Genomic DNA, 23,213 nt, shown 5'->3' with positions numbered 1-23,213 from the left:
CCATTTAATGAAGTAAATAGTTTTTGATACAAAGTTTCCGGTATGGTAAGATATGACGATGAGAAGGTTAAACAGATTGCCTATTTAGCTGATGAACTTATCGGATGGAGGGAAAGGTTTTGAGGAAAGGTAGCTGGCTCATCTGTACCTTTTTAGTGCTGATTCTGGCGGGATGCGGGGGCGGCCCGAAGGCGGATGTGCCGATCTTCATGATGTCTAAAACCGGTGTTCCTGGCGAAGTTGCCCAGAAGCTGGAGGCGGCGCTCATCGAGAAGGTGGGAGAGGCTCCAACGGTTTCCATATCGTCATCGCCGATGTTCTCTATGGAAAAGTTGATTGTCGAGATAGCCGCAGGCGGCAATGGTATTTTGGTCGTCCCCGGCGAGCAATTTGAGGGTATGAGCAGGCAAGGAGGCTTCGTTCCGCTGGATGATGTGGCAAGCCCGGCTGATTTCCCTGAAGGTGTGCTTGAGCTGCCTGTTGAGGAGGAGAACGGCAAGGCTGCGGACAAGGCGAATCCCAAGCTGGAGAAGCATCTTTACGGCATTCCCTTGGAGCAAACCAAGTGGTTCACAGAGCTGAAGCTCAACGGGAAAGACTTGTATGCATTTATCCCTCAGAATGCAAAGGATATCGAGAAGGCGAAGCAGGTCATGAAGCATATCGCACAGAAGTAACGATAAGGCGGCGATAGGGAAGCCTGCGCGCTTGACCATTTAGCTGAAAGCGTGAGAAACTGTAAGCCAGTTGGTAGAAGAAGAAGTTATGAGCAAGCGGCCCCGGACCATCCGGGGTGAAAACGGTTCAGGTGCCCGACGATTCGGCGTTATCTACGCCCCTCGGGTTAAAAGGGAAGCCGGTGGAACTCCGGCGCGGTCCCGCCACTGTAACCGGGCGATAAGCCTCCGAGCATGGCCACTGTTGATTCGCTGCGCGAGCAATGGGAAGGTCGGAGTGCGCCGTAAGGAGCCCGGAAGCCAGGAAACCTGCCTGCAACCGTCACAGCTGATTCCTTTCGAGGATAAAGGAGCGGCAGCGGCAAGACGACGACCGGCGAAGCGGCGGGAAGGATGCGCCTATCGGTCGGCCTAAGTCTGTCCTCTGCTCCGGACCGGTGTCCGTAGGCAGAGTTTTTTTCGTTTGGAGACAAATATAGAATAGGGGAGAGAAATGATCATGAGAAACAAGATGAGGAAGAGAACGGCGAGGAAACTATTGACGGTTATTTTGAGTCTGGCGCTGGCGGGAACGCTCGCGGCTTGCGGCGAAACGGCTAAGACGCCCAACCAGGGACAGCTTGTGGACCCGCCGAAGGCGGAGAGCGGCTCGAAGCCAGGCGAGTCGCAGGCGAAGCGCACGACGTACCCGCTTAAGGTGAAGGACGGAACCGGCAAAGAGTTCGTCTTCGAGAAAGCCCCGGAACGGATCGCCTCCACGTCCCCGAGCGAAACGGAAATGCTGTTCGCCCTGGGACTAGGCGATAAGGTAGTAGGTGTGTCGGACTACTGCGATTATCCGGCTGAGGCAAAGTCGAAGCCAAAGCTCGGCAGCATTACTAAGCCAAACGAAGAAGCGATCATTGCAGCGGGCGCCGACTTGGCGCTAACGGGCGTATCGATGAAGACGCCGACGGTGGAGAAGCTTCGCGAGCTGAAGGTCAATCTGTTCCAGGTTCAGCCGAAGACGGTGGACGACGTGCTGGCCAATCTGTTGATGATGGGCGAGATCTTCGACCGTCAGGCCGAGGCCGAGAAGCTGGTCGAGCATATGAAGGCGGACCGTCAGAAGATTGTCGATGCGGTGAAAGGATTGAAGCCGGAAGAGAAGAAGAAGGTATTCATCGAATTCAATCCGGGCTGGACCGTCGGCTCCGGCGAGTTTCTGAGCGAGCTGATCGAAACCGCAGGCGGCATCAATGTCTACGCGTCCGAGAAGGGCTATGTCAAGCTGAGTGAAGAAAAGGTAATTGCGGAGAATCCGAAGGTTATCCTGTATCCGAATAATCTGATTGACGATAAATCGAAAAAAACATTGGATCAGATCATCCGCGAGCGCAGCGGCTGGGATCAGATCGATGCGGTGAAGGAAGGCAAGCTGGCCGGGATCGATAAAGATACGACGAGTCGTCCGGGGCCACGGATCGTAGAGGGCATGAAGGAAATCGCCAAGGGGATCTATCCCGAACTGGTGCAATAAATGAAGCGTAAGCTCATGGTATGGGGCGGAGCGGCTCTCGGGCTGCTCTTGCTGGCCGTGACCGTAGCGCTCTCGGTCGGTTCGGTGCGGGTGCCGTTTATCCATGTCTGGAGCATCCTGTTTCATCACCTGCCGGGGATGGAGGGGCGGATCGACGTGAATTGGCCAACCTCTTCGGAGCAGATCGTATGGAAGGTACGTCTGCCGAGGATTGTCCTCGGCATGCTCGTAGGCGCCGCACTTGGTCTGGCAGGGGCTGCCTTCCAGGGCGTGCTGCGCAATCCGCTGGCCGATCCTTATACGCTCGGTGTGTCATCGGGAGCGTCGGTAGGCGCTTCCTTTCTTATTTTATTCGGACTGCAATACATGTTCGGCGAATGGAGCGTGCCCGCCATAGCGTTCTGTACGGGTGCGGTTTCGCTGCTGCTGGTGCTGCTGCTGGCCCGAACGGACGGGAAGCTGCGAATCGAAACGGTCATTTTGTCCGGTGTCGTGCTGCAGGCCTTTCTGTCGGCGATGGTATCGCTGATGGTCTCCATGTCGAAGCAGGTGATCAATGAAATCATTTTCTGGCTGATGGGCAGTCTGGCGCTTCGAGGCTGGTCTTACTCCCTGGTCATGCTGCCTTATCTGGCGGTAGGAGCGATTATTTTGCTCGGCTATGGCCGGGCGATGAACCTGTTCGCTCTCGGCGAGCGGCAGGCGGCGCACCTGGGCGTGCATGTCGAGCGCACCAAGCTCGTCGTTCTGGTCGCCGCCACCTTGATCACGGCGGCGGCGGTCTCGGTGACGGGGGTCGTCGGCTTTGTAGGCTTGCTGGTTCCCCATCTGATTCGACTGCTTGTGGGTCCCGATTACCGGCTGCTGCTCCCTTTATCCGTCATAGGAGGCGCGATCTATGTGCTCATGGCCGATACGCTGGCCCGTACGCTGCTAGCGCCGACCGAAATACCGCTAGGCGTCGTGACGGCCTTCATGGGGGCGCCGTTCTTCGCCTACTTGTTAAAGCGGCGCAAGCGGCTCGCCGGCGGACAAGGAGCTTGACGGGCCCGGCAGCGGTTCGATTCGCCGGATATCGAAGGAGGAGACAACAACATGATCGAGGTTGCGGTAGAGGGACTGCATAAGCGATATGGAACGCGGGTCGTGCTGGACTCGGTGCAATTTCAGGTGCAGCCCGGGGAATGGTTCTGCATCCTCGGTCCCAACGGCAGCGGCAAAACGACGCTGCTGCAGGCTTTGTCGGGCGTCGAGCCGGTTGATGCCGGAAGTATCAGGCTGGGGGGGCAGCCCGTCGAAAGCTACCCTCGAAAGGCATTGGCCCGTCAGGTTGCGGTCCTGCAGCAGGATGCGCTTCCGCCGATCGGCTTCACCGTACAGGAAGTGATCGAGATGGGGCGATACCCGTATCAGAACTGGCTGGGGGATGAAGCGGGGGATACGGGCGCTCTCGTCGAACGGGTGATCCAATGGCTGAAGCTGGAGCCGCTCCGGGACCGTTCCGTGGAGCAGCTGAGCGGGGGGGAACGGCAGCGCGTGGCGCTAGGCAAGGCGATGGCGCAGGAGCCCCGGCTGCTGCTGCTGGACGAGCCGACGACGTTTCTCGATATCGGCTATCAAGTGGAGATGATGGATCGAGTTCGCCGCTGGCAGAAGGAATGCGGCATGACGGTCATTTCCGTCTTGCATGATTTGAATCTGGCCGCCCAGTATTGCGACCGGCTGCTGCTGCTTCATCAAGGAGTTGTGGCGGCTAGCGGAACCCCGCAGGAGGTGCTGCAGGCCGGGCTGCTGGAGGAAGTATACGGAACCCGGCCCCATGTGCTGGCCCACCCGGCGAATGGCGTACCGCAAATATTATTGGCAGGAGGAGATCAGGATGAGTAAGCGTGTTTGGCAGGAGGCTGTATCGGAGATTGCACCGCTGGATGAAGCCTGGGTGTCCAAAGCGTCCGAACGGCTGGACAGTCTGACCAAGCCCCCGGGCAGCCTTGGCCGTCTGGAGGAAACCGCAAGGCAGCTAGCTGGAATGACGGGGCAGCTGACGCCGGACTTGTCGCGTAAGGCAGTCATCGTGATGGCGGGCGATCACGGAGTATGCGAGGAAGGCGTGAGTGCCTTCCCGGCCGCTGTGACACCCCAGATGGTGCTGAATTTCCTGAGCGGCGGGGCGGCGGTCAATGTGCTTTCCCGTCAGACCGGGGCGGACGTCGTCTGCGTGGATATAGGCGTGAATGCGGACCTGAGCCATCCGGCTCTTGTGTCGCGCAAGATACGGATGGGAACCGCTAATATGGCGGTAGGTCCTGCGATGACAAGATCCGAAGCGGAGGACGCGATAGCCGTGGGCATCGAGCTGGTCGGGGAGATGGTCGGCCAAGGCTATCGGATGTTCGCTACCGGAGAGATGGGGATCGGCAATACGACGGCGAGCTCGGCGATCCTTACGGTACTTGGGGATACCGATCCGGTGGATGCTACCGGGCGGGGAACCGGGATCGACGATGAGCGTCTGAAGCATAAGCGGGACGTAATCGCCCGGGCTATCGCCGTCAATCGACCGGATGCACAGGACCCTATCGATGTGCTGGCCAAGGTCGGAGGACTAGAAATCGCTGGCCTAGTCGGCGTTATTCTGGGAGCCGCCCGTCACCGCTGCCCGGTCGTTATCGACGGCTTTATCTCGTCGGCTGCGGCTTTATTGGCAGCCCGGATCGCTCCGCTCAGCGCGTCGTATATGATTGCGTCGCATCTGTCGCAAGAGCTGGGCCACGCCCGTCTGTTGGAACGGATCGGCCTCCAGCCGATGCTGCGCATGGACATGCGGCTTGGAGAAGGAACGGGGGCTGTGCTGGCCTTTCCTATTATTGAGGCGTCGGTGCTGATTATGAAGGAAATGGCGACTTTCGCCGATGCCGGTGTGTCGCAAAGCGGGGAGGCACGCCAAGCTTGAAGGCGGGTGAGATGTACGCTAAGGAGAATAGGACGGCAGGCAGAAAGGTGCTCGTGACGGGCGGCGCACGCAGCGGCAAGAGCTCCTTCGCGGAGCGATACGCGGCTACGCTCGGTGAGAATGGCTTGTATATCGCCACGGCCCAGGCTTATGACGAAGAGATGGAGGAGCGCATCGCGCTGCATCGGCGGGACCGCGAGCTTCGCGGTTATCTCTGGAGCACGGCCGAGACGCCGTACGGGCTCGCCGAGGCGATCCGCAAGGCGCAGGCTCCGGTCGTCCTGGTGGACTGTCTGACCCTGTGGCTGTCCAACTGGCTGCTTCGGCTGGAATCGGAGCAGGAGGCAGCTCGCCTGCTGGAAGAGCAGGTAGACGAGCTGGTGGAGGCCTTCCGCGCGGCCAGGCAGCCCGTCGTGCTTGTGACCAACGAGGTCGGCAGCGGCTTGGTGCCGGAATATAAGCTGGGACGGCTTTTTCGCGATGCGTCGGGCCGGATGAACCAGCGGCTGGCCCAGGAAGCGGATCAGCTTTTTCTTGTAACCGCCGGCGTTCCGGTAGAGCTGAAGAGCCGGGCCTTTTCGTTCTGAAACTTATACAACAGATGGCGAGGGACAAGATTTGTTAGGGATGTATAGCTTGGAGGAGGCGCTCTGGATGGCGCTTGCCGCGATCGTCGTAGATTGGGTGATCGGCGATCCGGCCTGGCGCTGGCTGACTCATCCGGTTGTGCGGATCGGGCAATGGATCGGGCTGCTGGAGAGACGCCTGCGACCTGCAGATCAGCCGCTGTCATCGGCGTCGCTTCGCCTGCGCGGCATTCTGCTCGTCCTGCTTACCCTGCTGCCGGTTTTTCTGGCGATGACCGCTGTCGTACTGGCGGCGGACTGGATCCACCCGTGGCTCGGCTATGCCGTCAACGTCTGGTTCATGTCTACGGCATTGGCCGTGAAGGGCCTGAAGGAGGCGGCGATGGCGGTGTATACGCCGCTGAGCGAGGGACGGCTCGATGAGGCCCGGCAATATACCGGTTACATCGTCGGGCGGGATACGACGAAGCTGGAGGAGCCGGAGCTGACGCGGGCGACCGTGGAGACGGTGGCGGAGAATATAGTCGACGCCTTCGTTTCCCCGTTATGCTACGCGCTGCTTGGAGCCGCGCCGCTCGCGATGCTGTATCGCGCGGCGAATACGCTTGATTCGATGGTCGGCTACAAGAATGACAAGTACGCCGACTTCGGCTGGGCGTCGGCCCGCTGGGACGACGTGCTCAATTATATCCCGGCGCGGCTCGCCGGACTGCTGCTGATCGGCTGGGCATATGCGGTGCCGGGACTGTCGGGCCCGCGCTCGGCTCGTGCGGTGCATCGCTTCGCGAAGCTGCATCCGAGTCCGAACAGCGGTATTCCGGAATCGGCGGTGGCCGGAGCGCTCGGGATTGAGCTTGGCGGGGTCAATGTGTACCATGGCCGCACCAGCGAACGGGCGAGGATGGGCTGGCCGCTGCGAGAACGGCAGCGGAGCGATATCAAGGCTACTGTCCGTATCTTATACGGAGTCAGTTATATGATGGCGGGGGGGCTGCTCGTGTGGGGACTGCTCGTGTTATAAGAGAGGCCGGCGCCGCTTGTGCGGCGGCTCTGCAGTTTTTGACCCGGCTGCCGGTACCGGTTCGGCTGCATTATGATGACGCTTTGTTTCGACGGAGCGTCATTTTTTACCCGCTCGCGGGCTGGCTGCTCGGTTCTCTGACAGCAGCGTTCGGCGTACTGCTTGCCGATGGGCTGGGGCTGCCGGCGACCGTAACGGCTGCGCTTACGCTTGGCTGCTGGGTCGCGCTAAGCGGAGCGCTTCATCTCGACGGCTTGATGGATACGGCCGATGGCGTGCTGAGCCACCGTTCCAGGAAGCGCATGCTGGAGATTATGAAAGACAGCCGGGTCGGCGCGATGGGGGTGATCGTGTGCGTTCTACTGCTGCTGGCCAAATGGACGCTGCTCACGGAACTAGCGCCAGATTCAGGCGGCGCAGGCGCATCGCCTTGGCTGCTGCTGCCGCTCGTTACGCTGTGGAGCCGCTGGTTTATGGTCGTTGCGATCTGGGGCTGGCCCTATGCCCGAGCCGGCAGCGTCCAGCCGGATTCGACCTCTTCCGGGGCTGGAGGTTCATCTGCCAGTGGCGGGATAGGCGGGTTTTTCCGCGGCGTTGGTCTTCCGCATGTAGGAGCTTCGACAGGGCTGGCGGTTGTGCTGACAGCGGCCGGGCTGGGTCTGCCTATGAGCCTGGGCTGGCTGTCTCTCACAGCGGGGCAAGGGTTGTTCCTGGCCTTGGCGACGGTCGCGACGACGGTTGTTGCCGGCACAGCGATGGCGGCATACTTGCACGGCAAGCTGGGGGGACTGACGGGCGATACGTATGGTGCGATAAATGAGCTGCTGGAGGCCGTGCTTCTGCTGGTATTGCTGGTGCTGGCGGCTCAGTGGTAGAGGGGAGCGGAAAACAATGCTGGAACGTTATGGACATGGCGGCGATCTATGGACCGCTGCGGAGCTGTTTGGTAGACCTAAGGACGGGTTTATCGACTACAGCTCCAATATGAATCCGCTGGGTCCTCCGGATGCGGTAAGGACGATTATGACAGAGCGCTGGCGGGAGCTTATTCACTACCCCGATCCGGCAGTGCGGGAGCTGACCGCCAGACTGGCTGCCAAGCATGGCGTACCTCCAGCCAGCGTGCTGGTCGGCAATGGGGCGGCAGAGCTGATCGATCTGGCGGTCCGCGTACTCAGCCCTCGGGTGACGGGGCTTGTTTGCCCGTCGTTCGGCGAGTATGGCGAGGCGGTGGAGCGGGCGGGAGGCAGCGTATATGGCATCCCGACGAGCGAGCCGGACGGCTTTCAGCTAACGCTGGATGCCGTCCGGGAAGCCGCGGTCCGCTGCGACGCCCTGATTCTGGGGCATCCGAACAATCCGACCGGCCAGGTGCTGCCGAAGCCGGTACGGGGCTGGCTGGCCGATGGAGCGAACGGCACGGATGTGATTGTAGACGAGGCGTTCCTCGACTTTACCGAGGACGAGGAGGAGTTGACGCTTGCTCGACAAGCGGCAAAGAGCCCTCATCTGATCGTCATCCGGTCGATGACGAAGTTCTATGCCGTGCCGGGGATCAGGCTGGGCTACGCAATCGCGCATCCGGACGTCATAGCCCGGCTAAGACGGCTTCAGGTGCAGTGGAGCGTCAATGCGCTCGCCCAGTGGATCGGTCTGGCAGCGCTCGACGACCGCGAGTATGCTCGCCGGACGCTGGCCTGGCTGGCTCCGGCCCGGGAGAAGCTGATCGCCGGGCTGCGCAGGCTGGGGCTTAAGGTGTACGACAGCGACGTGAATTTTATTTTATTCTCGGTCAAGCCGCTCGGCCTGAAGATCGCCGGGCTGCAGCGGGAGATGGGCCGCAGAGGCGTGCTACTGCGCGATGCGTCCACCTTCGCGGGACTGGACGATACCTTCGGACGGCTGGCCGTGAAGGACGAAGCAGGCAACCTTGCCCTGCTGCAAGTGCTGGGGGAAGCCTTGGATGCCCTGCAAGGGAGCAAGACGAGCGAGCGGTCGGAGACCAGCGCGAGTGTCTTGGATCCATCTTCGCACACGCTGCCCTTGTCGGCGGAGGCTCGCCCGGGTTCAAACGGGACAAGCTTAGCTTCCTGGACAGAAAGCCGCGCTTCGGCAACTCGGGCAAGCGGCTATGCGAAGACGATTATGCTGCAGGGCACCGCCTCGGATGTAGGCAAAAGCCTGCTGACGGCGGCGTTGTGCCGTATCCTGCTCCAGGACGGCTATCGGGTTGCTCCGTTTAAGTCACAGAACATGTCGCTGAACTCCTATGTCACCCCGGACGGCAAAGAAATCGGCCGGGCGCAGGGGATGCAGGCCGATGCTTGCCGAATCGCGGCGACGACCGATATGAACCCGATTCTGCTGAAGCCCAAGAAGGACATGGTGTCGCAGGTCGTCGTCCATGGCAAGCCTTACCGCGATCTGGACGCCCGCACCTACAGGGAGAAGTATTTGCCTGAGGCGGAGGCCGTGGTGAAGGAAGCGCTCCACAGGCTGCGGCATTCGGTTGATGTCGTGGTGATCGAGGGGGCGGGCAGTCCGGCGGAGGTGAACCTGAAAAACCGGGATATCGTCAATATGCGGCTAGCCGGCTGGGCGGATGCTCCGGTGCTGCTCATCGCGGATATTGACCGCGGGGGCGTATTTGCATCGCTAGTCGGCACGCTGGAAATATTGACTGAAGAGGAACGGGCCCGGGTTAAAGGGTTCGTGATCAATAAGTTCCGCGGCGATGTCACGCTGCTGAAGCCGGGCCTGGACTGGCTGGAGGCCCGTACGGGCAAGCCTGTGCTGGGGGTAATTCCCTATCTGCCCGATCTCGGTCTGGAGGATGAGGATTCGGCTTCGCTGGAGCGCAGGCTGACAGAGGCGGGGGCCCCGCCGGAAGCGGTCATTGATGAGGCGGCCGAGCGTCGCAAGCTGGATATCGTCGTGATCCGCCATCCGCGGCTATCCAACTTTACCGATATCGATCCGCTGCTTCAGGAGCCGGATGTCCGCGTACGATTCGTGACGAAGGCGGCCGAATTCGGGCGACCGGATGCGGTTATCGTACCAGGCAGCAAAAATACGGTGGACGATCTGGTCTACCTGCGCGAAGCCGGACTGGACGGAAAGGTCGTACAGCTCGCTTCAGAGGGCGGGCATGTAGTCGGTATTTGCGCCGGCTACCAGATGCTGGGCATGCGGCTGCTCGATCCCGAACTGGTCGAATCCGACCGTCCTGAACTATCGGGTCTGGGCTTACTGCCTACAGAAACGGTATTCGTCGCGGACAAGCGCACCGTCCGGGTGGAAGGAAGCACGACGCTTTATGCCGAGCCAAACGGACATTACCCGATAACGGGGTACGAGATCCACATGGGACGTACGTCCTTTCTCGAGCCGGTCGAGCATGCTTTTACTTTGAAAACCGATAATATCGCGTATACAGGCGCAGCTGGCACGGAAGACGGGCCAACGCGGAGCGGCAGACCATCCTCCAGTCGAGGGGATGGGGGCATCCGAGATGGTGTCGTGACGGCGAACGGACGCATATGGGGGACTTACCTTCATGGCGTGCTGCATAATGATGATTTTCGGCGCGCCTTCCTGAACCGAATCCGGACAGATAAGGGCTGGGAGCCGCTGGATGCCGAGCTGCGTTTCCAGGAGCAGCGGGAGGCCGCATTCGAACGGCTGGCCGAGCACGTGAGAAGCAGCTTGGATATGACTCGTTTATATGAGATGATCAGGTAAGCGGTAAGAGCTAAGTCAAATCTAGGAGGGCTAGGTATGCGAATTTATACTCGAACTGGTGATGCCGGTCAGACGGGAGTGATCGGCGGACGTGTGGACAAGGACGATGACCGGGTGGAAGCCTACGGAACGACCGACGAGCTCAATTGCTATGTAGGCCAGGCTATGGGCTTCCTGGACCCGGAGCGTGACTCGGATCTGCTGGCCGATCTGCTGGAGATTCAGCATGAGCTGTTCGACTGCGGATCGGATCTCGCGCTGTTGAAGCAGGAGCTTCGTCCGTATAAGGTGAAGGCGGAGATGGTGGAGCGTCTGGAGACTTGGATCGATAAATACGATGCGGAGACGCCCGATATCAAGCGCTTCATCCTGCCGGGAGGCAGCCTGGCGTCCTCAACGCTGCATGTGTGCCGTACCGTATGCCGGAGGGCGGAGCGCCGGGTGGTCACGCTGGCCCGTACTCAACCGATCAATGAGGAGGTGCGGCGGTATTTGAACCGGCTGTCGGACCTGTTCTTCACGATCGCCAGAACGGCCAATCACCGGGCAGGCGTGCCCGACGTGGAATACGTACGGAGCGCCGAGGTGTTCCGCCGGAAGTGATGACAACTTACTACAAACCTTTGGAGTATAAAGTGCCGCCTGATGATGAAGGTCTGCTGCTGCGGACGGTGCTGCAGAAGCGGATGGGCCTGTCCCGCAAGCTGATCTCCCGTCTGAAGCTGACCGAGGAAGGGATCACGGTTAATGGCGAGCGCAAATATATCGATGTGGCTGTAAAAACGGGCGACCTGGTAGCGGCCCGCATGGCCGAGGAGGATTCGGAGGACATCCTGCCGCAGCCGATGCCTCTGAGCATTCTGTATGAGGATGATGAGCTGCTCGTGCTGAACAAGCAGGCCGGCGTGATCGTTCACCCGACCCACGGCCACTATACCGGGACTATCGCCAACGGCGTCATTCATTATTGGAGAGAGCAGGGAGCAAGCTTCCGCTTTCGACCGGTTCACCGGCTGGATCAGGAAACGTCGGGGGCTCTGGCGATCGCCAAAAACCCGTATGTCCATCAACAAATCTCGGAGCAAATGCAAGCGAATGGCCTGAAAAAGGAGTATGTGGCGCTCGTGCATGGGGATGTCCAGGCACAGGTGGGTACGATCGATGCCCCTATCGACCGCGATCCCGACTCTCCCCATGTGCGCATCGTGACGGAGACCGGATACCGGGCTGTGACCCATTACCGGGTAGAGCGGCGCTACGGGGCCGCTACCTTGGTCAGACTGCGCCTGGAAACCGGACGTACTCACCAGATTCGCGTGCACATGAAGCATCTGGGGCATCCGCTGGTCGGCGACAGCATGTACGGTCTACCTGAAGCAGACGGCGGCCTGATCGGCAGACAGGCGCTTCATGCGGCCACGCTGGGTCTGACGCACCCTATCCTGAAGCGGTGGATGGAGTTCGAGGCGCCGGTTCCGGAGGATATGCTGGAGTGCGCGCGGAGACTGGAGCAGGGCGGGACAGCCGGACAAGCCGGACAAGCCGGACTGGCCGGAGGCGGATAAAAGAGGACGCATAACGCTATAGAAGGTCTTGCGGCGCTGTATCTTTCCGCAAGTCAAAACGCAAGCATTCCGCTGTCTAGCCGGAACGGCTTGCGTTTTTTTACGTACATTTCTTAAGCGGTCATTGCAGCATGCCCAAATATTCCTTCATGGCAACCGACAGATTTTCCAGCGCGCCTGCCTGCGGCGTCCAAAGCTGGGTAAAGGCCCGGGGCGGCCCGCTGAGCCTTGTGCGAAAATCTGTGGGATATGGAATGACGTCAACTCCCTGAGCTTCGAAATGCTTCACCGCACGCGCCATATGAAAGGCCGAGGTAATCAGCACCGGCTCGTTCAGCCTTTGTTTCGTCAAAATGGCTTGCGTGTTACGGGCATTCTCCTGGGTATTGCGGCTTGTATCGTCCACCAGGATCTGCTCTTCGGGGATGCCCAGCTCGATCAGCATCCGCTTGGCAAGATGCCCCTCGTTGCCGGAGGCGGCGTACACCTGCCCGCCTGAGAATACAATAGGCAGCGGCTTGCGCGCATATAGCTGGACGGCGGTTACGACCCGCTGCAGCGTCGGCCCCGACAGCTGGCCTTCGCCTGCCGGGCTCGGTACTCCTGAGAGGGAGCCGCCGCCAAGCACGACATAAGCATCTCCTTCGATGGAGGGGGGAGGGGCATACCGTCTCTCCAGCCCGCCCATAACGGCATCGGCCCAGGCGGGAGTCGACAGGGCGTACAGAAGCAGCGCTGAGCCGCCGATGAACAAGGCCGCCTTACGGTTGAAACGGAGGAAGGCTGCCGCCGCTAGCAGCAGCAGGAGGATGAATATTCCGGGAGGCAGCAGGAAGCTGTACAGGGCCTTTAAGAAATAGATCATGACCGGTCGGACTCCTTTACCGTCTAGCGATTTCCATGCGTACCCATTATGGAGGCAAGTCCGTTGTTTTTCAACCCCCCGGAAGGACTAGAGCCGTCATTTGCAGCTTGCTGACGTTCATCGGTATAATGAGTAGGGCGTCAATGACCGATTATTTTCATAGAAGAGGATGAGGTGCGTGAACGAATCGACTGATCACATAACGATCTATGAGTATCCTCCCTGCGGAACTTGCCGCAGTGCCGTAAAATGGCTGCAGAACGAGGGCTGGTCCCTGGAGCGAATTCACATCAAGGAGACGCCGCCAAGCGTCGCCGTGCTGCAGGAGCTGATCGCGTTAAGCGGTCTGGACATCAAAAAATTTTTTAATACGTCAGGCGAAGTCTACAAGGAGCTGCAGCTCAAAGACAAGCTGGCCGGTATGTCGCTGGAGGAAAAGCTGCAGCTGCTCTCCGCGCATGGCATGCTGATCAAACGGCCGATCGCAACGGATGGGAAGCGTGTGACCATCGGCTTCAAGCCTGAAGCTTATGACGAGGCCTGGAGCCGGTAAATCAGAATCTAAGGGGCGTGGAACCAACTTGGGGCAAACAAAGCGTAAAAAGCAAAATCCGTTTTGGTATATCGGAGCTGCGGCCATGTTCATACTGTCGCAGCTGAAAGTTCTGCTCCCTCTGCTTAAGCTGGGCAAAGCCGGGGGCGCGATCATCACGATGGCTGTCTCCATCTGGGCTTATGCTCTACGATTTCCGTGGCAATTCGCGGTGGGGTTCGTCCTGCTCATCTTCGTTCATGAGATGGGCCATGTGTGGGCCTCCAAGCGCAAGGGTCTTCCGGTCAGCGCGCCGGTATTCATACCGTTCCTGGGCGCGATGATCAATATGAAGCGTCATCCGCGCGATGCCGCCACAGAAGCTTACGTCGCGATGGGCGGTCCCTTGGTCGGCACGCTGGGGGCGGTCCTTGTCTTGGCCGCCGCTTATATATGGGACAGCGGGCTGCTGTACAGCTTGGCCTATACCGGCTTTTTCCTTAATCTGATCAATCTGCTGCCCATTCATCCGCTGGACGGGGGGCGGATTGCGACGGCGGTTACCCGATGGCTGTGGCTGGTCGGCTTGATAGGCGGGCTTGTAGTGATCGTGTATTTGAAGAGCTGGCTGTTCTTTCTTATCTGGGCCATGTTTGCTTATGACTTGTATGTGAAATACGTGAAGAACCGGAAGGGGGGAAAACCAACGGATATCCGCTCGGTATCCCTGACTTTCATGGTGCCTGCGGAGCCTCTGATCGAGCAAGGCTACATCCTGCCCGGGCCTGAGCATAAGCGGGAGCTGCCGTTCACTACGTATACGGACCTGAAGGACGAAACCCAGCGCGTCGATTTATTCTGGGAAGGGCTCAACTTTCACGGGACCGTGCCCATGACCCAGCAGGGTTTGATCCACCGGGCCCACGTTACGGGTCTCGAAAGGATTCAGAAAGATGAGGGCTTGCAGCTGGCCATTCATTGTCAGGTCGATTATTCGCCTTATGTGAACGATAAGTACTACGAGGTGCTGCCTGCCACCAGGTGGAAATTCGGGATCGGCTATATGTCGCTGGCTGCGGCGCTGCTGCTTCTGATGTTCGGGGTTCATGAATTGTCGGGCATAAGCTTCATGGGCCGCTAAGCATGTATGGAGTTAACGAATGAAGGCATGCCGTTCGGATTAGAACAAAGGAACCTCTAGGCCGGCCGGATCCATCCGGGATGACTGCAGAGAAAGATGGGACAAAACCCGAGGGTCCGGTAAACCGGGCGATGCAGAGGTAAGGGGAGAGGGATGCGATGAAGCGCTGGGAGTCCAAACGTTTGGCCGAGCTCGGTTCGGCTATTTTTTCTGAGGTGGCGCAGTGGAAGCAGGAAGTGATAGCCCGGGGAGTCGACGTCATCGACCTGGGAATCGGAAGTCCTGACAGGGGGCCGTCTGACAGAGTCCGGAAGGCGCTGAGCGAAACGGCGCTCGATCCGATGCAGTATGGGTATCCGGGTACGGAAGGAACACCGGAATTCCGTCAAACGGTAGCGGATTGGTATCGCTACCGATTCGGCGTCTCGCTGGACCCGGATTCCGAGGTTGTTGCTCTGATGGGCTCCCAGGACGGGCTGGCCCATCTGGCGATGGCGGTTACCGATCCGGGCGATGTGGCGATCGTGCCCGATCCGGGCTATCCGATTTATTCGGCCAGTCTTGTGCTGGCCGGGGTGAAGCCTTACCGGATACCGCTCCGGGAAGAGCATGATTTTTTGCCCCAGCTGGAACAGATTCCGGAGTCTGTGCTGAGGCAGGCCAAGTTCATGCTGCTGAACTATCCGAGCAACCCGCTATCGGCGGTGGCGACGATTCCTTTCTTCGAACGGCTGGTCGATTTTGCCCGTCGCTATGGGATTCTGCTCGTACATGATGTCGCCTATTCGGAAATGGCCTTTGACGGCTTCAGGCCTCCAAGCGTGCTTGAAGTCGAAGGAGCTAAGGACGTTGCTGTCGAATTTCATTCGCTGTCGAAAAGCTTTAATATGGCAGGGTGCCGGATTGCTTTTATGGTCGGCCAGCCGGATGTAGTGCGCGCACTGCGCACACTCAAGTCGAATATCGATTATGGCGTCTTTCTTGCCGTGCAACGCGCGGGGATCGAGGCGATGAGAGAGGATATGGAGCCGGGCAGCCAATCCGTAGCCGCGCTTTACGAGCGCCGCCGGGATATTGTCATTGATGGCTTACGGGAATTCGGCTGGGAAATCCGCAAGCCCAAGGCTTCGATGTTCATTTGGGCCTCGATTCCGAAGGGCTGGACATCTCGACAAATTTCCCGGGAAATGCTGTACTCTGCCGGCGTTGTTGTCATACCGGGCGACGCATTCGGTCAAGAAGGCGAAGGATATGTCAGAATTGCGCTGGTTCAGGAAGAGGCTCGATTGAAGGAGGCAGTTCTGCGAATGGGTGAATTCATGCGCTCCATTAGCCAAGTGAAGGACAGCACGCTCACTGCTCAAGGGACAGGGGAAATGTAGCGGGGCTGGAGCGTTTCATAAAGCTTCTGTCTACCCATCCGCGTGTTCATAATATACGTCGACGATGCGACTGTGACCCAGGGGCTGCTTCCAGTAGGAAGCGGTCCCTATTTGGCTAGGGATAGCTTTCATACAGGGGTCTCCTGTGATTAGCTGTAAGCAAAGCCGGAGGGCCGTCAAAGAAGCTGTTCCCGTAGCAGTCGGGATCGTGGGCGGCCGAGAGCTGAGAGCTGAGAGCCGAGAGCCGAGAGCCTTCTGACGCTAGCCGTCCTGTCCTATGCTCGTGTCGAAACTAAACGACGGCGGCTGCCGATCCTTGGATGACTTCATCACAAGGGTCTCTTGTTCCGGGACAAGACATCTTTACGAGGGATCGGTATACAAGGACGACTCCCGCAATACCAGTCGATGAGGAATAAGGGTTCTGTTGTGATGAATCGCCTCTCCCTTGACAGAACGAATTAACGTTTGGGACGCGGTATATCCAAGCTGGTAAATCCCGATATCGACCGAACTGATCGGCGGGGAGGAGAGCTCGGACATCGGAATATTGTTAAAGCCGATAACAGCAAGATCCCTCGGCACTTTGTAGCCAAGCTCCGTTAGCCCGCGAAGCACGCCGAAAGCGACCAGATCGTCCATGACAACCAGAGCCGTAGGTCTTTCGGGCAGAGCCATGAAGAACGACATCGCCCGATAGCCGCTCTCTTGCAAAAAATCCCCTTCCACAATCCACTCGTTATGAAAATCAAGTCCGGCATCGTCAATGGCCTTCTTATATCCGGTCAGCCGGTCTCTCGACACGATCAGGTTGGGAGGACCGCTTACGAAGCCGATCCGCTTATGCCCCTGTGCGATCAGATGCTTGGCGACATCATAAGCAGCCTGCACGTTATCATTATCGACCGACAGAATATCAGGATGATCTTCGCTTCGTCCGATCAGGACGAAAGGGAAATTCTGTTCTTTAAGAAAATCAATGACCGGGTCGGAATTTCGCGAATAAAGCAGGATGACTCCATCGACTCGCCGACCCCGGACCAGCTTCGTAACGGCCTCGACCTCTTCGCGCTCGCTAATGCCGGTCGTCATCATCAGATCGTACCCGGAGCGGGTAGCCTGGGAGATGACTCCGCGGACGACCTCGGAGAAAAATTGGTTCAGAAACAATTCCTCCGCCGAGCGGGGAAGCAGCAGACCGAGTGTTTGCGTTGTCTTGGACACCAGGCTTTTGGCCATGGCATTCGGATGGTAGCCGAGCTCCTCCATGATTTCCTTCACCTTCCGAACAGTAGCCGGGCTGATACGGGAATGACCGGACAGCACGCGGGAGACGGTAGAAGGAGAAACGCCGGCCTTTTTAGCAACATCAATGATTGTAACGTTCATGCGATATTCCTCCGGCATTTATAGTCTGGTAGCGGTTTGTGCAAACGCTTTTCTTTTCAGGAGAGCAAAATGTAAATAGCTTATCGTTATCTATATTAGCGTACCCTGCTCTCAAATGTAAACAGCTTCAAGGGAAATAAGAAAACCGAAAGATGGGAAGCGTGATTTGTAAAAAAAGCGAAATAATTAGAAATATGGAGAAAAACAGAGATAAAGTGCAGAAATAATTGGAAATTATGCAAATAAGATATGCGCAAACGTTTTTACAAAATAGATCCCATCGTGTATGATGATCTGGGAATGAAGCGTTTCCAATGGGTGGAATGTTAAAGCTTATGCGAAAATAACGGATGAAATCAAGAGATCACCCTTTTTTTTCTGAAGTTGAGCAAACGTTTGCGCAGTCCTCCTGTTCCAGACGCTCTGAAAGCTGAATAAACCAAGCATCGAAAGGGGTATGTACCAAAAATGAAAAGAAACAAAGCACTCTCGTTGATTGCCGCATTATCGATGGCGTTTTCTGTCGCCGCCTGCTCGCAGGGAACACAGCCAGGGGCCGGATCCGATCCGCAGCCGGTAGAGACGCCTTCCGCGACGAAGTCTGGTGACGCGCTGCCAACCGGAGCCGATGACAAGGGAATCAAGCCTGAGCCGGGCGCCAAGCTGGTGATTTGGGAAGGAGCCAAGGAGCGCCCCTATACGGAGGAGATCGTGAAGCGCTTCAAGGAAGTCTACAACGTGGAAGTGACGATCGATGAGGTAGGACCCCCGGATCAGGTCGGCAGACTGACCAACGACGGACCGGCCGGCATCGGGGCGGACGTCGTGGTCATGCCGCACAATCACTTGGGAAGAGCGGTGGCAGCCGGCCTGCTGCTGCCCAACGATATCTTCGGAGAGGCGGTCAAGAAAGAAAACACAGAGAGCTCGATTATTGCCGCGACTAGCGGTGACATGCTGTACGCCTATCCGAGGTCCTCGGAGACGATCGCGCTGTATTACAACAAGAGCCTGGTCAAGGAGGCTCCCAAGACATTCGAGGATGTTATCAAAGTCGGGAAGCCGCTTACGGACAAAAGTAAAAATAAATATGGGCTCATCTTTGAGAGCGGCAACTTCTATGTCGCCTATCCCTTTTTTGCAGGAGGTTATGTATACGGCAAAAACGGCACCGACAAAAACGATGTCGGCTTGAACACCGACGGTGCCGTAGCCGGGATGAAGGTTTTTGCGGAGCTGAAGAACGCGGTGCTGCCGATCAATACCGGCGACGTGAACCCGGATATCCAGCGCTCGCTCTTTACAGGCGGCGATGCGGCGATCAGCATAACCGGACCTTGGGAGCTGGGCGTCTACAAGGAGGCGCTGGGCGACAATCTGGGCATCGCGCCGATCCCGGCCATTAACGGCAAGCCGGCCGTTACCTTCTCCGGGGTCCAGGAGCTGGCGGTCAACGCCTATACGAAGTACCCGAACGCGGCGAAGCTTTTCGCACGCTTTGCTACCAGCAAAGAATCCCAACTGCTGCTGCACAAAATGATCGGCTCCGTACCGACGAACAACGAAGCCCAGAACGATCAGCAGATCAAAAGCGACCCGCTCGTCGCCGCTTTCGTAGAGCAATCGGTACACTCGGTTCCGATGCCGTCGATTCCGGAGATGGAAAATGTATGGAATCCGGTAGGCGCAGCGCTTGGCGACATCTGGAACTCGGGCAAGGATCCTAAGGCTGCGCTCGACAATGCCGTGAAGCAGATCAAGGATGCGAATAACGGAAAGCAGTAACGAAAACAGCTTGTGCGTCTCACCCTCCGCGTGGCGGGCGGGTGAGACGATTATTTGCAGGAGAGGGGGAGAGGACAGGAAATGGGTCAACTTCGCACAACCGTTGACATTGCGGGTGGCAAACAATCGCCCAAGCACGGGATCATCGCAGCAGTCCTTTCAGCTATGGCATGCGGCCTTGGGCAATTGTACAACCGCCAGTACATAAAGGGGGTGCTCCTGCTCGCGCTGGAGGCTGCCGGTCTGATCTACTTTATCAACAATCTGGGTAGAGCTGTCTGGGGACTGGTTACCCTGGGGGAAACGCCAACCAAGCAGATCAAGGTGGGGGAGGTTTTCCAGAACGTACCGGGAGACCATTCGATTTTTCTGATGATTAACGGTTTGATAACCGTATTTGCCTTCCTGCTCTTTTTAGCAGCCTATATCGTGAACGTCAAGGACGCTTATCAGATTGGCAAACAGCGTGAGGAGGGGGTTCTGCCGAACGGGTTCGCCTCGACTCTGAAGTATTTATCGGACAAAAAATTCGCACAATTGTTTCTGCTGCTTCCGGCCATAGGCATCTTGTTCTTCACGGTGCTGCCGATCGTGTTCATGGTGCTGCTGGCGTTCACGAATTTTTCTTCTCCCGATCACGTGCCCCCGGCCAAGCTGGTCAACTGGGTCGGCTTTCAGACCTTCAAGGATCTGCTGCTGCTCAAGACATGGAGCGGGACTTTCTTCGGTGTCTTGAAATGGACGATAATCTGGGCGATATCGGCAACGGTTACGACGTACTTCGGGGGCTTCCTGGTCGCGCTGCTCGTTCAGCAGAAGGAGATCCGGTTCAAAGGGTTCTGGAGGACGATTCTGATTATTCCTTATGCAATCCCCGCATTGATTTCCCTGCTTATGATGAGGAATATGTTCAATGCGCAGTTCGGACCGATCAACCAGTATCTGGGCAGCTTGGGGATCTACCAGCCGCAATGGCTGACAGACCCGACCTGGGCGAAGATTACGGTAGTCATCGTCAATATGTGGATCGGTATCCCAGTCTCGATGATTCTCATCATGGGCGTATTGACGACCATATCGAAGGATCTGTACGAAGCTGCGGAGGTGGACGGCGCATCGGCCTTCCAAAAATTCCGGATTGTGACGCTGCCGCTTGTCTTGTTTACGACGGCTCCCGTTCTGATCGGCCAGTTCGCGGGCAACTTTAATAACTTTAACGCGATCTTCCTGCTTACGGGAGGCGGGCCGACAGTCGGCAGCTATCAATTTGCCGGAGCGACGGATCTGCTGGTAACCTGGCTGTTCAATCTTACGCTGAGCCAATTGAAATATAATATCGCTTCTGCCATCGGCATTATCGTATTTTTTATCATTGCATCGTTCTCGATCTGGAATTTCAGCCGATCCCGTTCGTTCCGAGAGGAGGATATGATCCAATGATAGGCCGACGCTTGCGTACTAGAATACGACTAACCTTGAGCTATATCACACTGATTTTGTTATCGGTGTGCAGCCTGTACCCGGCACTTTGGATTGTTTTGGGCTCATTCCGCCCGGGGAGGTCCCTCTACAGCAAGACGTTGTTCCCGGAGAGCTATACGCTCGATAACTACAAAGCTTTGTTTACATCCAAAAGCTTTCTGTTCGGCCCCTGGTACATCAACACGCTGAAAATTGCGGTGATCTCGATGATCCTGGGTACGCTGCTGGCGCTGCTGTGCGGATATGCGGTGTCCCGATATCGCTTCAAGATGCGCAAAACCGCCTTGTCAACGATTCTCGTGCTCAATATGTTCCCGGGCTTCCTGAGCCTGATCGCGGTCTTCATCCTCCTGAAGGAAATGAACCTGTTGAATACGCATATGGCCGTTATTCTGGTCTACGCCGCTGGGGCACCACTGTTTTCGACTCTGCTGGTCAAGGGTTTTTTCGACGCCGTACCGCGAAGCCTGGATGAGGCCGCTCGGATCGACGGGGCAAGCAATCTGACGATATTCGCCCGTATTATGCTGCCGCTATCCAAGCCGCTGGTCACTTACGTGGCACTTACGACGTTCGTCGGACCCTGGGTCGATTATATTTTCGCCGCGCTCGTGCTTCGCTCTCGGGATAAATGGACGCTCGCGGTCGGGCTCTTCGATCAGGTTGCCCGCTCTAACCAATCGACGAACTTCACTTTGTTCGCCGCAGCCTCGGTGCTGATCGCGGTGCCGATCACGATTCTGTTTATTTTCCTGCAGCGCTTCCTCGTCGAGGGCTTGACAGCAGGAGCCAGCAAGGGATGAGTGCATCTCGTCGCCCAGCCGCGCTGCTGCTCGCTGCAGCGCTTGTGCTCTCCTCATCCTCAGGCTGCAGCGATTCCGCGCCCTCCGAGGTACAGGATATGCCCTCGACAGCTGTAGAAACCTACCTGCCCTTCGCTTCTTTGCAAGAGACGAAAGAAAAGCCCCCGGTCTACGAACAGCCTTCGAGGGTATTCTATGAAATTTTTGTCCGTTCCTTCTATGATTCCAATGGCGACGGGATCGGGGACTTGCAGGGGGTCGCAGCCAAACTCGATTACTTGCAGGAGCTCGGCATCGAGGGGCTATGGCTAACCCCCATTCACCCGTCGTCGAGCTATCACGGGTATGACGTTACGGATTACTATGACGTAAGCCCGGAGCTCGGTACGCTGGAGGACTTCCGATACTTATCGGCGGAGGCGCGCAAGCGGGGAATCCAGCTGATTCTTGATCTGGTCGTCAATCACACCAGCTCCAGCCATCCTTGGTTTATCGACTCGTCCTCGGGTCCGGACAGCAAGTACCGCAGCTGGTACAACTGGTCGGAGGACCCGAACCGGAATGCGCATGTGCTTAGCGCGACAGGCAGCGGTAACGCCTGGCATCTGAGCGGGGGCGCTCGTTATGTGGGCACGTTCTGGGAGGGGATGCCGGACTTGAACTTCGACAATCCGGCTGTACGCGAGGAGATGATCCGGGTCGGAAACTTCTGGCTGAAGCAGGGCGCGGACGGGTTCCGGCTTGATGCGGCAAAGCATGTTTACGAGGACTTTCAGTCGTCCAAAGGCAGCAAGGAGACGGCAGCAAGCAACCAGAACTGGTGGCAGGAGTTCCGGCGCGGACTGAATGAAGCGGATCCCGATGTCTTTCTCGTCGGGGAGGTATGGGATAGTGAAGCCGTGATCGCTCCTTACCTGAATCAGGCTTTCCAGTCGGCCTTTAACTTTACGCTGAACACCACCCTGCGAAGCGCCGTTCATGCTGAGAAAGCACCCGATCTCGGAGCGATGCTTAGCCGTCAGTATGAGATATTCCGGAAGGAATCCGGCGGTCGGTTTGTCGATGCTTCTTTTATCGGCAATCACGATGCAGACCGTCTAATGAGTGTGCTGCGGGGCAGCGGGGAGCATGCCCGCATGGCTGCGGCGCTGCTGCTGACACTGCCCGGTCATCCGTTCCTCTATTACGGGGATGAGATCGGCATGAAGGGCAGCGGAGCGGATGAAAACAAGCGCGAGCCTATGCTGTGGCATGCCGCCGGCAAGGGTGAAGGGCAGACGACCTGGAAGCCGGCACGTTCCAATAGCGGGGCTGACGCGCCTTCGGTGGAGGCGCAGCTGAAAGACCCGAACTCCCTTCTAAACCGCTATAAGCAGCTGATCGACTGGCGCAAGCGCGAGCCGGCGCTGAGGGATGGAGACATCGCCCCTTTCGCTGCTGAGGATCCGGGCCTGTCTGCTTTCATTCGGAGAACGGCCGAACGGGAAGTGCTCGTCGTACACAATCTGACAAGCAAGCCGCTGGAGCTGGATGTACGCAAGCGAGAGCCCGAAAGGTTCGGACGGATTCTGCTGTCTACGGAGGGTTCCACAAGGATCGAAGCGGGAATACTGTCGATTCCGGCCTACAGCTCGGTCGTTTTGCAATAAGCGTACCGCTTCCGGACGGAATGCGAATACACGCTCTCATAGCTTGGATCCGCCTAGGTGCAATCTCAAGTCATCGGCCCGAGATTGTGCTTTTTGTTCAACACAGAAACTACAAAACAGGA

At 57.8% G+C, this 23,213-nt stretch carries 20 protein-coding genes and 1 riboswitch; of the genes, 18 read left to right on the top strand and 2 right to left on the bottom strand.

Annotated features, from left to right (window positions below):
• The first annotated feature begins 119 nt into the window (after positions 1-119).
• The 11 genes from GSF01_RS08185 to GSF01_RS08135 all read left to right on the top strand — a co-directional run bounded on the left by GSF01_RS08185 (position 120) and on the right by GSF01_RS08135 (position 12,063).
• A complete protein-coding gene (locus GSF01_RS08185; protein ID WP_235941349.1) occupies positions 120-677 on the top strand; it encodes a hypothetical protein in 558 nt (185 codons plus the stop codon).
• A gap of 112 nt (positions 678-789) precedes the next feature.
• Positions 790-1,008: riboswitch (cobalamin riboswitch) on the top strand.
• Positions 1,009-1,176: 168 nt separating this feature from the next.
• Positions 1,177-2,196, top strand: a complete 1,020-nt coding sequence (locus GSF01_RS08180; protein WP_159882703.1) for an ABC transporter substrate-binding protein — start codon at positions 1,177-1,179, stop codon at positions 2,194-2,196.
• Positions 2,197-3,240 carry a FecCD family ABC transporter permease gene (locus GSF01_RS08175; RefSeq protein WP_159882701.1) on the top strand — a complete coding sequence of 348 codons (1,044 nt, stop codon included), beginning with the start codon at positions 2,197-2,199 and terminating at the stop codon, positions 3,238-3,240.
• Positions 3,241-3,291: 51 nt separating this feature from the next.
• Positions 3,292-4,083 carry an ABC transporter ATP-binding protein gene (locus GSF01_RS08170; protein ID WP_159882700.1) on the top strand — a complete coding sequence of 264 codons (792 nt, stop codon included), beginning with the start codon at positions 3,292-3,294 and terminating at the stop codon, positions 4,081-4,083.
• On the top strand, positions 4,076-5,149 hold the full coding sequence (gene cobT / locus GSF01_RS08165) for a nicotinate-nucleotide--dimethylbenzimidazole phosphoribosyltransferase (RefSeq protein ID WP_159882699.1): 1,074 nt from the start codon (positions 4,076-4,078) through the stop codon (positions 5,147-5,149). Before GSF01_RS08170 ends, cobT begins: the two co-directional genes overlap by 8 nt.
• Before the next feature lie 11 nt (positions 5,150-5,160).
• Positions 5,161-5,736 (top strand): bifunctional adenosylcobinamide kinase/adenosylcobinamide-phosphate guanylyltransferase, encoded by a 576-nt coding sequence (cobU, locus tag GSF01_RS08160; protein ID WP_159882866.1) that lies wholly within the window; start codon positions 5,161-5,163, stop codon positions 5,734-5,736.
• Between the two features lie 40 nt (positions 5,737-5,776).
• Complete coding sequence (gene cbiB, locus GSF01_RS08155; RefSeq protein ID WP_235941359.1) at positions 5,777-6,757, top strand: adenosylcobinamide-phosphate synthase CbiB; 981 nt, start codon at positions 5,777-5,779, stop codon at positions 6,755-6,757.
• Entirely contained in the window at positions 6,736-7,632 is an 897-nt protein-coding gene (locus GSF01_RS08150) for an adenosylcobinamide-GDP ribazoletransferase (protein WP_235941348.1), read from the top strand. Before cbiB ends, GSF01_RS08150 begins: the two co-directional genes overlap by 22 nt.
• Before the next feature lie 16 nt (positions 7,633-7,648).
• A complete protein-coding gene (locus GSF01_RS08145) occupies positions 7,649-10,498 on the top strand; it encodes a cobyric acid synthase (RefSeq protein WP_159882698.1) in 2,850 nt (949 codons plus the stop codon).
• A 36-nt stretch (positions 10,499-10,534) separates the two neighbouring features.
• Positions 10,535-11,101, top strand: a complete 567-nt coding sequence (locus GSF01_RS08140; RefSeq protein ID WP_159882697.1) for a cob(I)yrinic acid a,c-diamide adenosyltransferase — start codon at positions 10,535-10,537, stop codon at positions 11,099-11,101.
• Positions 11,101-12,063 (top strand): RluA family pseudouridine synthase, encoded by a 963-nt coding sequence (locus tag GSF01_RS08135; protein WP_159882860.1) that lies wholly within the window; start codon positions 11,101-11,103, stop codon positions 12,061-12,063. Before GSF01_RS08140 ends, GSF01_RS08135 begins: the two co-directional genes overlap by 1 nt.
• Positions 12,064-12,184: 121 nt before the next feature.
• Here GSF01_RS08135 and GSF01_RS08130 read toward each other — a convergent pair whose 3' ends face one another.
• Positions 12,185-12,928 carry a YdcF family protein gene (locus GSF01_RS08130; protein WP_159882696.1) on the bottom strand — a complete coding sequence of 248 codons (744 nt, stop codon included), beginning with the start codon at positions 12,926-12,928 and terminating at the stop codon, positions 12,185-12,187.
• A 178-nt stretch (positions 12,929-13,106) separates the two neighbouring features.
• Here GSF01_RS08130 and GSF01_RS08125 point away from each other — a divergent pair, with 178 nt between their 5' ends.
• The 3 genes from GSF01_RS08125 to GSF01_RS08115 all read left to right on the top strand — a co-directional run bounded on the left by GSF01_RS08125 (position 13,107) and on the right by GSF01_RS08115 (position 15,983).
• Complete coding sequence (locus GSF01_RS08125) at positions 13,107-13,481, top strand: arsenate reductase family protein (RefSeq protein ID WP_159882695.1); 375 nt, start codon at positions 13,107-13,109, stop codon at positions 13,479-13,481.
• Positions 13,482-13,566: 85 nt separating this feature from the next.
• Complete coding sequence (locus GSF01_RS08120; RefSeq protein WP_235941358.1) at positions 13,567-14,601, top strand: site-2 protease family protein; 1,035 nt, start codon at positions 13,567-13,569, stop codon at positions 14,599-14,601.
• Between the two features lie 158 nt (positions 14,602-14,759).
• The gene (locus GSF01_RS08115; protein ID WP_159882692.1) at positions 14,760-15,983 is read left to right on the top strand and encodes an aminotransferase class I/II-fold pyridoxal phosphate-dependent enzyme; all 1,224 of its coding nucleotides are present in this window, start codon (positions 14,760-14,762) and stop codon (positions 15,981-15,983) included.
• A gap of 363 nt (positions 15,984-16,346) precedes the next feature.
• Here the strand turns inward: GSF01_RS08115 and GSF01_RS08110 are convergent, their stop codons facing one another.
• Complete coding sequence (locus GSF01_RS08110; protein WP_159882690.1) at positions 16,347-17,372, bottom strand: LacI family DNA-binding transcriptional regulator; 1,026 nt, start codon at positions 17,370-17,372, stop codon at positions 16,347-16,349.
• Positions 17,373-17,840: 468 nt separating this feature from the next.
• Between GSF01_RS08110 and GSF01_RS08105 the strand changes: the two genes are divergently transcribed.
• The 4 genes from GSF01_RS08105 (at position 17,841) to GSF01_RS08090 (ending at position 23,091) form a co-directional block, all read left to right on the top strand.
• Entirely contained in the window at positions 17,841-19,157 is a 1,317-nt protein-coding gene (locus GSF01_RS08105; RefSeq protein ID WP_159882688.1) for a sugar ABC transporter substrate-binding protein, read from the top strand.
• Positions 19,158-19,238: 81 nt separating this feature from the next.
• Positions 19,239-20,597, top strand: a complete 1,359-nt coding sequence (locus GSF01_RS08100; RefSeq protein WP_159882686.1) for a carbohydrate ABC transporter permease — start codon at positions 19,239-19,241, stop codon at positions 20,595-20,597.
• Positions 20,594-21,442, top strand: coding sequence for a sugar ABC transporter permease (locus tag GSF01_RS08095; protein WP_201305335.1), 849 nt, complete (start codon positions 20,594-20,596; stop codon positions 21,440-21,442). The genes GSF01_RS08100 and GSF01_RS08095 overlap by 4 nt, the downstream gene beginning before the upstream one ends.
• Positions 21,439-23,091, top strand: a complete 1,653-nt coding sequence (locus GSF01_RS08090) for an alpha-amylase family glycosyl hydrolase (protein WP_159882684.1) — start codon at positions 21,439-21,441, stop codon at positions 23,089-23,091. Before GSF01_RS08095 ends, GSF01_RS08090 begins: the two co-directional genes overlap by 4 nt.
• The last annotated feature ends 122 nt before the right edge of the window (positions 23,092-23,213 follow it).

It is taken from the genome of Paenibacillus puerhi (assembly GCF_009846885.1).
GTDB classification, from domain to species: Bacteria; Bacillota; Bacilli; order Paenibacillales; family NBRC-103111; genus Paenibacillus_G; species Paenibacillus_G puerhi.
This window is presented reverse-complemented; position numbering and strand designations above follow the sequence as displayed.